12 protein-coding genes are annotated in these 13,342 nt (G+C 32.6%); 10 read left to right on the top strand and 2 right to left on the bottom strand.

Annotated features, from left to right (window positions below; translation table 11 throughout):
• The first annotated feature begins 22 nt into the window (after nt 1–22).
• Both AAGD76_RS03290 and AAGD76_RS03285 read left to right on the top strand, forming a co-directional pair.
• The gene (locus tag AAGD76_RS03290; protein ID WP_341820359.1) at nt 23–1,363 is read left to right on the top strand and encodes a pitrilysin family protein; all 1,341 of its coding nucleotides are present in this window, start codon (nt 23–25) and stop codon (nt 1,361–1,363) included.
• Nucleotides 1,350–2,669 carry a pitrilysin family protein gene (locus tag AAGD76_RS03285; protein ID WP_341820358.1) on the top strand — a complete coding sequence of 440 codons (1,320 nt, stop codon included), beginning with the start codon at nt 1,350–1,352 and terminating at the stop codon, nt 2,667–2,669. Before AAGD76_RS03290 ends, AAGD76_RS03285 begins: the two co-directional genes overlap by 14 nt.
• Nucleotides 2,670–2,678: 9 nt before the next feature.
• Here AAGD76_RS03285 and purN read toward each other — a convergent pair whose 3' ends face one another.
• Nucleotides 2,679–3,239, bottom strand: coding sequence for a phosphoribosylglycinamide formyltransferase (gene purN, locus AAGD76_RS03280; RefSeq protein ID WP_010082490.1), 561 nt, complete (start codon nt 3,237–3,239; stop codon nt 2,679–2,681).
• A gap of 304 nt (nt 3,240–3,543) precedes the next feature.
• Between purN and AAGD76_RS03275 the strand changes: the two genes are divergently transcribed.
• Nucleotides 3,544–3,960: a hypothetical protein gene (locus tag AAGD76_RS03275; RefSeq protein ID WP_010082489.1), complete on the top strand. Its 417-nt coding sequence runs from the start codon at nt 3,544–3,546 to the stop codon at nt 3,958–3,960.
• On the opposite strand, the gene AAGD76_RS03270 is transcribed toward AAGD76_RS03275, so the two are convergent.
• A complete protein-coding gene (locus tag AAGD76_RS03270; protein ID WP_010962821.1) occupies nt 3,953–4,483 on the bottom strand; it encodes a Na+/H+ antiporter subunit E in 531 nt (176 codons plus the stop codon). The genes AAGD76_RS03275 and AAGD76_RS03270 overlap by 8 nt on opposite strands.
• Nucleotides 4,484–4,551: 68 nt before the next feature.
• Between AAGD76_RS03270 and AAGD76_RS03265 the strand changes: the two genes are divergently transcribed.
• The 7 genes from AAGD76_RS03265 to AAGD76_RS03235 all read left to right on the top strand — a co-directional run bounded on the left by AAGD76_RS03265 (nt 4,552) and on the right by AAGD76_RS03235 (nt 13,342).
• Nucleotides 4,552–6,303, top strand: coding sequence for an ankyrin repeat domain-containing protein (locus AAGD76_RS03265; RefSeq protein ID WP_341820357.1), 1,752 nt, complete (start codon nt 4,552–4,554; stop codon nt 6,301–6,303).
• Between the two features lie 120 nt (nt 6,304–6,423).
• The gene (gene smpB / locus AAGD76_RS03260) at nt 6,424–6,873 is read left to right on the top strand and encodes an SsrA-binding protein SmpB (protein ID WP_007548863.1); all 450 of its coding nucleotides are present in this window, start codon (nt 6,424–6,426) and stop codon (nt 6,871–6,873) included.
• Nucleotides 6,874–6,879: 6 nt separating this feature from the next.
• Nucleotides 6,880–7,671, top strand: a complete 792-nt coding sequence (lgt, locus tag AAGD76_RS03255; protein WP_010962823.1) for a prolipoprotein diacylglyceryl transferase — start codon at nt 6,880–6,882, stop codon at nt 7,669–7,671.
• Between the two features lie 690 nt (nt 7,672–8,361).
• Nucleotides 8,362–10,107: a type I secretion system permease/ATPase gene (locus AAGD76_RS03250; RefSeq protein WP_015589192.1), complete on the top strand. Its 1,746-nt coding sequence runs from the start codon at nt 8,362–8,364 to the stop codon at nt 10,105–10,107.
• Nucleotides 10,108–10,469: 362 nt separating this feature from the next.
• Nucleotides 10,470–11,909: a hypothetical protein gene (locus AAGD76_RS03245; protein ID WP_015589193.1), complete on the top strand. Its 1,440-nt coding sequence runs from the start codon at nt 10,470–10,472 to the stop codon at nt 11,907–11,909.
• A 4-nt stretch (nt 11,910–11,913) separates the two neighbouring features.
• On the top strand, nt 11,914–12,522 hold the full coding sequence (locus tag AAGD76_RS03240; protein WP_065094800.1) for a hypothetical protein: 609 nt from the start codon (nt 11,914–11,916) through the stop codon (nt 12,520–12,522).
• A gap of 4 nt (nt 12,523–12,526) precedes the next feature.
• On the top strand, nt 12,527–13,342 hold the full coding sequence (locus tag AAGD76_RS03235) for a hypothetical protein (protein ID WP_065094808.1): 816 nt from the start codon (nt 12,527–12,529) through the stop codon (nt 13,340–13,342).

Here is a 13,342-nt window from a genome sequence, read left to right as displayed (position 1 = left end):
GTTTTTATATTAGGTCGAAATAATGCTTCATAAGTTTTTTAGTTTTCTTATACTACCTGTACTTTTTTTTACTTACCCAATTTCTTCGAATGCTTTAAACATAGAGCACAACATAAAATATACTAAACTCAGTAACGGACTAGATGTTTATGTTGTTTCTAATCATCGGATTCCAGCCGTTTTACATGCAGTAATATACAAAGTTGGGGGAATGGATGATCCAATCGGCAAAGCAGGATTGGCTCACTACTTTGAACACTTAATGTTTAAAACTACAGGAAAGTTTAAAGACATAGAAGCCACTATGAGTAGCATTGGGGCTAAATTTAACGCGTTTACCACTAAAGAATATACCTGTTATTATGAGTTGGTCCCCAAAAAAGATTTACCACTGGCAATGGAAGTTGAAGCAGATAGAATGGGAAACTTTAATGTTACTCAAGACAAAATAGATAGAGAAAAAAACATTGTACTGGAAGAAAGAAAAATGAGATTTGATAACCAACCTCATAACTTGTTATGGGAAGAAATGGATAGTGCATTTTACCGTACTGGCTATGGTAGGTCTGTTATCGGCTGGGAGAGCGATATCAAAACTTACAATTTGGATGACATAACGAGGTTTCATGATAACTATTATCACTCCGGCAATGCAATATTACTGATTGTGGGTGATGTGGAACTTGATGAAGTAGTGAAATTAGCAGAAGAAAAATATGGCGAAATTAAAGCTAAGCCTATAATTAGGCATTACCCTAATCAGGAACCAGTACATAACGCAGGTCTATCGGTGACCTTAGAGAGCACTGAAGTAAAAGAATCAGTTTTATATTTTCGTTATCGTGTTCCCTTATTTGATCACATAAATGAAGCCTCTGCTGCTCATTTAGCGGTTGACATTTTAGGTGGCGGCAAATCCAGCAAACTGTATAAAGATTTGGTTTTAGATAAAGATGTTGCAGTATCAGTGTTTGCTTATTATAATAGCCTAGCTTTTAGTGATGGCTACATTGATATTATGATAATTCCAAAAAGTGGCGCTAATTTAGATATTGTTGAAAGAGAGTTAGATAATACTATTAATGGCTTCGTATCTAAAGGGGTGACGAGCGAGGGATTACAAAGCTCAAAATATAGATACAAAGCAGCACAGTTTGATAATCTATCTGACTTAACTCATATAGCAATGTTTTATGTGCCGCACCTAGCACTTGGCATTCCACTTGATGAAATAGATATTTCATATAGCAAGATTAATGATGTCAATCTAGAGGATGTAAATAATAAAATCCGTGCTATTTTTTCTGCTAATAAGTTAATTGGTCGTTTATTACCAAAAGGAGATAATAATGAGAATAAGTAAAATTATATTTCTATTTTTTTTCTGTCTAGGCTTTAATTTACAAGCAAGTGGTAACCTAAATATAGAGGAGGTCACTACCCGTAAAGGATTTAAGTTTTTATTTGTAGAAAATCATGATTTGCCAAAAGTTTCACTAAATATATCATTCAAGGATGCAGGTTATGTGTATGAGAATGCAGAAAAACAGGGACTTACCTGGTTTACTTCTCTTATAATTCAAGAAGGGGCAGGAAAAAATGATGCCAAAGATTTTGCGAAAAAGCTTGAAGATAAAGGGATTAGTTTAAATTTTATTGCTGATTTAGAAGCATTTAGGGTTTCATTAAATACTTTGTCTGACAATCTAGAGGAAGCAATTTCATTACTGAGCGATACTATAATGCGTCCTAAAGTTGACCCTGAAGGGTTGAATAGAGTTTTCGAGAAAGCCAAAGTTGATTTTAATAATCTTGAAAAAAATCCTTATTTTGTTGCTGGAAAAGAATTAGATACGTTATTGTTTAAAAAACATCCTTACTCAAAAAGTGTGTACGGTACTCTTGATACTATAATGAGCATTACTAGAGACGATGTTTTAACATACATAAAGCGTAATTTTGCTAAAGATAACATAGTTATCAGTGTTGCTGGTTGTGCAAAAAAAGAAGAAATTATTACGCTATTAGATAAATATTTATCTAAATTGCCGTCAAAAAGATCAAAAGTTAGAAAAATACCTGTAAAAAATAATTTTGGTTCTGCAGAAAGTAAGAATATTTTTATGGATATACCACAGAGTGTGATACTTTTTGCTCAAAAAGGTATAGCTTATGAAGATCCTAATTATTATAACGCTGGTGTCTTAATTGATGCACTTGGTGGCATGAGGCTGAATTCAATATTAATGACAGAACTGAGGCAAAACTTGGGTATTACTTATGGTGTTTATGCAAGTATTATTTCCAATAAACATGGAAATATTATATCTGGATTTATAAGTACTGATAGTTCTACTGCTGGCAAAGCTATATCAGCAGTAAAAGATACATTTAGCAGAATAAAAAAGCAAGGAATTGACGAACAATTGTTCAAGGATGCAAAAATTGGCTTGGTAAATAATCTTGTCCTTTTCCTGTCCAATAACACAAATACAGCAACGCTGCTAGATAATATGCAGATAAATGATCGTGATGTTAACCGTATAAATAATTATGCGAATATCATTAATGATGTTAAATTAGAGGAAGTAAACGAACTGGCAAGTTCTTTACTGGAACCTGAAAATTTATTTTTTGTTGAAGTTGGAAAAAACGCTCAAGGTCAATAATTATTACAGTCATATATCTTCTGCTATTGACCTTACTGCTTCTACATAACACTTATGCTCCTCAGCTAGAATGCGTTCTGAGAGGCTTTGAATATCATCAGCTGGTAACACTGGTACAACAACTTGAGCAATTATGGCTCCAGCATCAACTTCAGGAGTGACATAATGTACAGTACAACCTGTAATTTTTACACCTGCTTTTAGAGCTTGCTCTTGAGCGTTTAGGCCTTTAAAAGACGGAAGTAAAGAGGGATGAATATTTATCACCTTGTTATGCCATTTACTCAGAAAATCAGCTTTGAGAATTCTCATAAACCCTGCAAGGCAAATTAAATCAACCTTATGTTGAACAAGTATTTCGTGAATTTTACCAGCATCAAGCGGTTTATCTTTAACAATAAACGCTGAGATTCCTGCTTGCTCTGCTATTTTCAGACCAGCAGCTTCGCTATTATTTGTGATAACACATGCAACTTCTGCGGAAAAATTCTGATCTTGACATGCTTCTATTAAGGCCTGCATATTCGACCCCCTACCTGAAATTAGTATTCCGAGTTTTATCTTTTTCATTATAGCACAGTTAGTTTAGAATTTAGTTAATACTAACAAAACAGCTCAAAAGGAAAACTTATTTTATAGCAAAGAAGGCAGACTAAACTCTTTATATGAGTGGACCTCTAATTTTGGACCTCACTGGACAACACAAAATAACGAATAGCCCCATGTACCCAGCTAAAACTAGCTTTAATGCTTAGATATTGTGCTATTTTTGTATAATATACTACTATAAGTATATATTTTTGTAATCGCGTTATTATTTATTTAACAAAGTATTAGTATAATTTATTACACTGGATTAAATGGAGAAAGTTCAATGAGTAAATTACCGAACAATGCAAAAATAGGTAAATCTCAGGTTACTCAGTGGGAGGTAATAAAAAATTGTGAATATGCTGATAATTGCTTGTCAAAAATAGTAACTTTGTACGTTATTAGAATAACTCAGCTATCAGATTTTTATACGAGTGACGAACCTGAAATTAACACTGTTTTAGCAAGAATAAGCGTGACAAGTGAAAATGTATTTTTAAACAAGGCTACTACTATTGAAGTTATGGAAGGTATTTTTCCGTATAAATTCAACAGCAAGAAGAGAAATAACGTATTAAGGTTAGAAGATTTGTATAATTATTTATGTTCTATTGTTAACAATAGCCTTCCAAAAGAAATGCTTGAAAGTCTTGTAAGGGAATATAAGGATGCTGTTAACTTATTTAAAGCAATTACTTAACTGAACGTAGTATTTTTAAGATTTTATTTTCTATTTCAGAAATGCCGCTTTCAAGATCTTTATCTATCAAATACATGGTAGAGAAATATGTTTTCTGCTTACTTTCAACATTGATAGTTAAAGTTCCGGGAGTGATTGTGACTGAATTGGCAAATAACGCAATGCTTTCATCATTATGCCCTTTGCATTTTCTTAGAATAATGATTGGCTCAAGCTTAGATTTGAGTTGTAGCACCTTTTTTGTTACATAAACACTTGATAAAATGATTTGGTACATTAACCATGGTATATAACTTACTAACTTATAAAACGACAGTCTACTCGTACTATTTAAAATCTGGCTAAGAGCTCTTTCAGCGTTTATCAACCTTCTAAAGATAAACGATGTGAATATAGAGGAAAACACTCCACAAAAAATAAAAAACGGCTCAAAATAACCAGACAATACAGTCCATAGAACAAATAAAATTATAAATGACAGAGAAAAAAACTTGATTTCCTTCCTAAAGTTGAGGTTTTTCATAGTCTGTAATATAACTTAAATGACTCTTTAAGGAAAGATAATAACGAATATTTAGGTTCTTGACTTCTATGTTGAAAGATATAACAACTAAGTTATGTTTTTTAAGTGAGGAAGTTATGAAATATGACAAATTTATGGAAATATTAAAAAAAATAAATGACCTTTCAGATTTGAGCAAGGACAATATAGTTGAAAAAATAAAAGCTAAGTTACAAGAAGAAGATCCAGATTTATGTCAAGAGTGGGAAAAGAGTAAACCTGACAACGATAGTGGATCTGGCATAAATTACATATTTACTATATCTTGTGGTCAAAATTCTAAGAAAGTCAAATTGTTACATCTTGCTTCTTATTGGAACTATGCAAATGTAGCAAAAGCTCTGATTGAAAACGGGGCAGATATTAATGCAGAACATGATAATAAAATTACTCCTTTACATATTGCTGCTCACTATGGCCACAAAGATGTAGTAACCATTCTAACTGAAAAAGGAGCAATTGTTGATGCAAAAAATGGTGATGGATGGACTTCTTTACATTTTGCTGTTGAAAAGAACCACGAAAATGTAGTAAACACTCTAATTGGAAAAGGAGCAAATGTTAATGCAGAAAATGATAAAGGATGGGCTCCTTTACATCTTGCTATTACAAATGGCCACAAAGAGATAGTACAAGTTCTATCAAAAGCAGAAGGAATCAACGTTGATGCAAAAAATAGTGATGGGTGGACTCCTTTACATCTTGCTGCTGCAAATGGCCGCGAAGATATAGTAGAAACTCTAATTGAAAAAGGAGCAGATGTTAATGCGAAAGATCATTATAAATGGACTCCTTTAACATTTGCTTCTCAAAAAGGCCATGAAGTGGTAAAAGGAGCTCTATTAAAGGCACAAGAGAACATCAAAGCTTTGCATTCAGCTGTTAAACATAATAATGAGGAGGAGGTGAAAAACCTATTAAATAAAGGAGTAAACGTTAATGCAAAAGATGATGATGGATGTACTCCTTTACATCTTGCTGCCAGAGAGGGCCATAAAGATGTAGTAGACATTCTAATCAAAAAAGGAGCAAAGGTTAATGCAGAAAATGATGATAGATGTACTGCTTTACATCTTGCTGCTGAAAATAACCACATAGAGGTAGTAAAAATTCTAGTTGAGAAAGCAGATGTTAATATAAAGGATGCTGATAAATGGACTCCTTTGCATGTTGCTGCTGAAAATGGCCACGAAGATATAGTAAAAACTCTAATCGCAAAAGGAGCAAAGGTTAAGGCAAAAAATGGTGATAGACGTACTCCTTTACATCTTGCTGCTAAAAATGGCCACGAAGGTATAGTAAAAGTTCTGCTACACACTGAAGCAGACCCTTCATTAAAAGATGTTGATGGAAAAACGCCAAGAGACCTCACTAAAGATCAAGGTATAATTCAGCTTTTAGAGGAAGCGGAAAAAAAGCAAACGTTAAAAAATGAGAATAAAAAAACGCCAAAGGATCTTACTGAAAATAAAGATGTAATGCAGCTTCCAGAGAAAAAGGAAGAAAAACAAATTGGAAAAAATGCAATTATGAAAGAAAAAGAACAGTCTGCAAAAAATGCAATTGTAAAAGGTGTTGTTGTGTGTTTTGTAACTGCAGTGATAGTTGGTGTTGCACTTGCATTTGCTACTGCCCTATCTGTACCAGCAATAATTGGACTAGCTGCAGGATCTGCGCTCATAGTTGGTGCTGGTCAATATATAATGTCAAAGCCTAAAACTGAAATGAAAGGAGTAAAGCAGGAACTTGTATCTGGAAAGGCAAAAGAAGTACTTACTTGATTTTTGTTATCCTGTTGCTATCAGACTAGCCTGGCACCTTATATTTATTGGGATAACTGTTTTATTATGAATTAAGTCAAAAACTCTGTAATATATTGAAGCTTAAAGATATCTTTAGATATGGAAGTTATTGCAGAAAATAGGAAAGCAAGGTTTGAATATTTCATCTTAGAAGAATTTGAAGCGGGTATGGTCTTATTAAGCAGTGAAGTTAAATCGCTAAGAGAAAGAAAAGTAAATATTTCCGACGCCTACGTTGTTGAAAAGAATAGCGAAGTATGGCTGCACAATATGCATATTGCAGAATATAAAGCTGCGAACCGAAAAAATCATAAACCAAAAAGGGAACGTAAATTACTCTTGCATAAAAAGGAGATAAATAAACTAATTGGTCAAATCAAGACTGCTGGGATAACTGTTGTGCCGCTTTCGGTCTATTTTAACGATAAAGGATTTGCAAAAACTAAAATTGCCATTGTAAAAGGAAAAAAACTCTACGATAAGAGAGCAACCATAAAACAGAGAGAGTGGGATCGTGAAAAAAGTAGATTGTCTAAGAATAATTTATAGCAAAATATGTCTTTAAATCCAGTAATTTTCAGCATCGGTCCTGTTTCTATATATTGGTATTCCTTAGCCTACGTTTTGGGTATAGTGTTTGCATATTGGTATTTACATAAGCTAGATGACCAAAAAATATTTACTAAGAATTTTTACGATTCGTTATTAACAGCCACTATTGTAGGTATTATCCTTGGAGGTAGACTTGGCTACGTATTGATATATGATCCAGTTCTTTATATAAGCAACCCTATTGAGATATTGAAGACCTGGGAAGGAGGGATGTCATTTCATGGTGGTGCTATAGGAGTTTTGCTTGCAGTAATAATTTCGTGTAAAAGACATAATATCCCTACATTTTATGCACTGGACCTAGTTTCTTGCGGAGTTCCCATAGGTTTATTTTTAGGTCGCATAGGCAATTTTATAAACGGAGAGTTATTTGGCAGAGTTACAACTATGCCATGGGGTATGGTATTTCCAGAGAGTGGTGATAATTTGCTGCATCATCCAAGCCAGCTTTATGAGGCACTTTTTGAAGGACTGCTACTTTTTGCAGTTGCAAATTCACTGTTTTTCTTAACTAGAATAAGACTGTATCACGGTGCGTTAACTGGTATTGCAGTTATGTGGTATGGAATAGCACGTTTTTTCGTTGAGTTTTTTCGCGAACCAGACTATCAAATTGGCTATTTGTGGCTTGATTTAACTATGGGGCAGTTGCTTTCTATACCTATGGTTTTGCTAGGAATGCTTGTATATCTAGGCGCATTAAATTTAAAATTTAATACGAAATCTGTCACATAGAGAAAAGGTGAGTTCAATAGAAAAATGTAGCCAGAAGCCCCACATTATGCACAATTGTACGAATTTTCTGCGTTGCAGTAGAATGAATCGGTGGGCTTTGTTGCATCGCTAGCTATGATGGATTAAAGATAAAAAAGGTGGAGAATATCAGTAGCTTATTATTCTGGTATTTATAACAAGAACGGTCAGTGAATACCTAAATTTGAGTAAAAGAAATTTCACTACCACTCACTAATCTGGCTAAAATTCAAGAATTTCAATGCTTTAGCTATTTTCAATAGAATTAAATTTATTAATATAAATAACAAATTACTATTCTTAAATTTGATCAGATTGATTGCAAAAAAACAAGATTTTCAATAAGTTGCTTATAATCCTAATTATAGTTAGCCTTTCATAAGTAGCGATGCAACAAAGCCATCCCAGTGTCAGCTACTTTCATGACACCATTTGCTGTGCAGTTTACCTTCAAAAATGAATGTTCGTACAGCTATGGAATGAATCGCGGTATGACGTAGCTTCGCTATAGGCAATGAAGGAAATATTAACTATACTTCTTTTTACCATTGTTTATATTTCCTATTCACATATATTAATATTTTACTCACTTAAAGTAAGCTAACTACCGTTATTAATATTTTTGTAATAAAAATTGTATATGGTGCATGTAATCAAATTAAGAGGAAGATTGTGGAAATTACGCCATCAATAAAAAAAGAATTGAAGCAAAGTACTCTATATGTTTGCCTAGAAAAATGCAAAAGTGCATTTTGGTTTATCTTTTGGTTTAGTGCGGGAATCAATTTATTAATGTTATTCCTACCACTTTATACCTCTCAAGTGCTTGATCGGGTGATATCGAGCGAAAGTGTATCAACACTAACTATGCTGACAATTATCACTTTATCTGCATTTGCATGTTCTGCAATGCTTGAAACTTGTCGATATTTAGCCATGGCAAAAATAGGTGATTGGATCGATAAAACTGCAACACCAGATCTGATAGTAAGGTCAATCAGGCTAACGTCAGTGCAGAGCTCAACTTCAAGTGGTGAAGCAATACGAGATCTCGGAGTGATAAAAAATTTCATTACAGGAAATGGTATATTCTCACTGTTTGATACTCCATGGTCGTTAATTTACCTTGTTGTGATTTTCATGATACATACCTCCACGGGGTTTATAGCTATTACTGGAATTATTATATTAGTCTCTATGGCAATATGGAATGAACTTGCCACTAAACGAATATTACAAGAAACCAACGAAGAAACTATACGGAATATCAATGCTATAGATGTTGCAACAAGAAATGCAGAAGTGGTTGAAGCTATGGGCATGTCAGAATTCATAGTCTCTGATTGGTGTAAACGAAATGATCAGAACCGAGCAATGCAAATTAAAGCACAAAATCGCTCTAATGTAATTACTGGAATCACTAAATTTTTGCGCTCAACTCTGCAAATATCAGTAATTGGAACAGGTGCATTACTTGCAATCACAGCTCATAAGACTGCCGGTAGCATCATCGCTGCTTCAATTTTAATGGGTAGAGTATTAGCACCATTTGACGCTGCGGTTCATACTTGGAAGTTTTTAAATCAGGCTAGAATGTCATATGGAAGGCTACAAAGACTTATATTAACATCGCCAAAAAGAGAGCAAACGATGGCTCTACCAGAACCTGAAGGAAAATTGGAATTTGATAGAGTATTTTTTACTCCTTATGGAAGCAATAAGCCGACAGTAAAAGGAATATCATTCATTATAGATCCTGGAGATGTAGTTGGTGTTATTGGTGCAAGTGCTTCTGGTAAATCCACTATCGCAAAATTAACTGTTGGTGTATGGAAGCCAATATCTGGTGTAGTCAGACTAGATGGCGCTGATGTATATACTTGGAATCGAGAAAATTTTGGTAATTATGTTGGCTACTTACCTCAGGATATTGAGTTATTTAACACTAGTGTCAAAGCTAATATTGCTCGCATGAGGCCAGATCCAAATCCTGAAGAAATAATCAAAGCAGCAAAAATTGCAGGAATACATGAACTAATACTAAGCTTACCAAATGGATATGATACAACAATAGGAGGTCCTGGAGGAGTAACGCTCTCTGGCGGCCAAAAACAGCTTCTTGGACTTGCCAGAGCTTTTTATGGTCACACAAAACTTTTAGTACTTGATGAACCAAACGCTAACTTAGATAGCAATGGAGAGGCATGCTTAATTAATGCAATTGGCATTGCAAGAAAACAAAATACTACTACTGTTATCATCACTCACAAGCTACCGTTATTGTCCGTAGTTGATAAGGTGATCCTCATGTCAGATGGTGTCATTTACGCTATGGGACCAAAAGATGAGATTTTGAGCAAATTAGTTGCTCCATCATCAAGTACCACAGAAGATGAGCGCTCTTCAGCAAATGGTTAGTTTACTTACAATAAATTCTGTATCTGAAATAACAACTGTTCCAGAAAAATATATATTTCTTTACCATTAGAAATAATATTACAAGAATAGTAAATAGATTAATAACTCTTATTAATTAAAGTCAATCGGCAGATATAGCTAAAGTGGCTTAGGTTTACCTACAATTTGAAAAACAACAAATTCGTCTTAATGAATTTTCTTAACTTGTTATCTAAATAACTTAATATTAGTGGTAATTTTATAAAAAAAATTATAATATAAATAATGTTGCTGCGAAAATTTATAACAATATTTCCCTCTAACGTTTAATGAATTTCAATAAATTGCCTTTTTAATTCTAGATAAGTATATGCTTTGTTAATATGTTTAGTTCAAAATCCAAAAGTAAGTTTATGCTTTCTATTGGAGAAGAAGGCATAATGTTACTATATTTTAAAAATAATACTTTAAATAAAAGGTATTTTGTTAAGGGCAAAAACGATAAAGCAGTTTCCGATTTAATTTCATGTCTTTCGTCAGATAAAAAAGCACCTTTATACCTGGTGCTTAATCATGCAGATCAAAATTACTCGCTACAGTTTATTACAAGGGCAAACAAGATTAGTGCCTATCTATCAGCAAAAACAAAGATGGAGCATTTTTCTCGTAATAATGACATAAGTTCAGTTTTTTTGGTTGAGAAGCCAAACAAATTCAATCAAAACTGGTGCTATCTTCTTGTTTCATCAAAAGCAAAGCATTTAGTAGAATATTGGTTGAATGTGTTTATTGAGATAGGCTCCAACTTTAAGGGAATATTAATGTTTCCTATAGAAATAAGTAATATAACAAAAAAGATTCTACATAAAGATCCTAATAATTGGAAAATTATAGTTGCTGCAACTAAAACGGGAGGCTATAGACAAGTGGTTCTTAAAGAGAATAAAATGGTATTTACGCGCTTAACATCATTTACTAATGATAATTTACCAGGAATTATCGCTGGTGGAATATATCAGGAAGTGCAAGATACTATTCGATCCTTAACTAAGTTTGGGTTTGAAAAAAATAACCCTATCGACCTTTGTATCATAGTGTCAGAAGATATCAAAGCTAGTTTATCAGTCATAAATTTTTCAGAGAACAGTGTGAACATATTAACTCCATATGAGTTAGGCAAACTATTAGGAGCAGAACTAGCTATAAGTGAAAAAGATAACTTTTGCGATACCATAATTTTGTTTCATAGCTTTAAGAATAAATTAGCAGCTATTTTTAATACAAAGGAAACTAAAGAATTTTATCTATTCAATTACCTTTATTTAAACTCTCCTCGAATTTTTCTATACTTCGCCCTGGTTTTAGTTATAACAAACACCCTTTGTTTGCTAAATTTGTATTCAAATTTCAATGTCGCTGATAATTTATCAGCAAAGCAGAACACCTTAAATAACCAATTAACAAAACTTAGCCAAAGCTATAATGTAAAAAAAATAGATGAAATTTATGATTTTATTAATATCAATAATATTTTATCAAAAATAGAATACTCTCCTCTTACACAAGTTAAGTATGTAGAAAAGTTAAAAATACCAGGTATAGAGCTTCGATCATTTGAATGGAATTATAATGAGGCAAAAAGTTATATTACCACAACTTTAAAGTTTAATTTTCAATCCGGTAAAAATATTTCTCATCAATACGAGAAACTACGAAAAAATTTAAACGATAATTTTCGTACCTATGACATTAATATTTCTAGCTTACCTGCTGCTAAAGAGCAAAATCTATCTATTGATGTTGAAATAGGAGAGGCAATGTAGATTAATGACTATCTCTCAATTAAAAAGAAAAGCTACAATTCAGTTTATATCGTATTTGTTATTATCTGTTGGATTAATAGGGTTATTAACATATGTTGTTATCTATAACGAAAAGATTTATAATAAAAACCAAATTGCGATTGATAAAATACGTTCTATTAATTTACAGATTACTGGAATTCAAAAAAAGGAAGTTGTTCTAAATAAAAACCTAGATTTATGGAAAAAAATTTCTTCTTCAAATTTACATAGTAGCAGATACATTGCAAATTTAAATTTCGAGCTTAGCAAGTTATATAAAAAGTACTATATATTAGAACCTGAAATATCAATTTCTATACCCGAAGAAGTTGAGCTCCACAACAAAAGTGAACGCACAAAAGTAATAAAAAGTGAAGTGGTCCTAAATTTAAGCTCAATCAGCGATAAGCATATTTTTTTATTTCTACAGTCTATTCCAAATCTGCCCGGTTATGTTATGATCAAATCTCTCATTTTAAATAAGCAGAGAAATATTGATGCTGCAACTATGAATCAGATTTTGAATGGTAATATGATAGAGATAGTGAGAGCTAATATAGTCTTTGATTGGTATACTATATTAAGTAGATAAGGTGATGAACATAAAGCTGTTTTTTATTTTTACGCTACTCATTTCCAATGTTAATGCATATTGCAGTTGTGAAGATATCATAGAAAGCATAGAAATTTGTAAGGAGTATTCTTGCCGACAATATATTGGCAATGAAGATTTTATTGAGCATAAAATATTAGGATTAAATAGTGGAAATTTATGCGTATATATAGAAAAACAAGGTAATGATGAAATGGTTTGTCATCATTCTCAGTATGGAATGATGATAGAAAAAAGATATTTTGAAAGTATTCTTAAAGTTGGCAATCAAGAAATCGACGATTTTATTGATATAGCAAATTTGCGTGCAAAAGAGTGTTTCTTTATCAACAATCAAAAACTAAGCTATACAGATCGGGACGATATAATAAGAGAAGCAGTGGAAAGTGACTTTGACGTTTTGTCACAATATAGTAACGTAAAAAGCATTTTTTTTGATGAAGAGCCAGTTAATAGAATGGTCAATGAAATGGAAAAGTTCAATTTACGATCTTCAAGAGCTGTAAAAGAGGAGGTATCAGATAATTTCAACTGTAAGGTAGTGAGTTTAGACTCAATTTTATATCTTTCTCCCGATACATGGAAAATATGGGTAAATGGAAAACTGTTTATAAATACTAAGGATTTAAAAGTGCACTCAGTCACTGAAAATTATGTAACTTTTGTATGGACCGTAGATCAAAAAGCAATAAAAAAGCATGCGAATGATTCTCAAAATGTATATTTTGGATATGGGAGTATTATGTTTACGCTTTATCCAAAACAAAAATTTGACTTGGATGGCTTATCTATTAAATAA

The sequence above is a fragment of the Wolbachia endosymbiont (group A) of Cydia strobilella genome, from assembly GCF_964026745.1.
Classification (GTDB): Bacteria; Pseudomonadota; Alphaproteobacteria; order Rickettsiales; family Anaplasmataceae; genus Wolbachia; species Wolbachia pipientis.
Note: the sequence above shows the minus strand (reverse complement) of the source record. Positions and strands in the feature narration are given on the sequence as shown.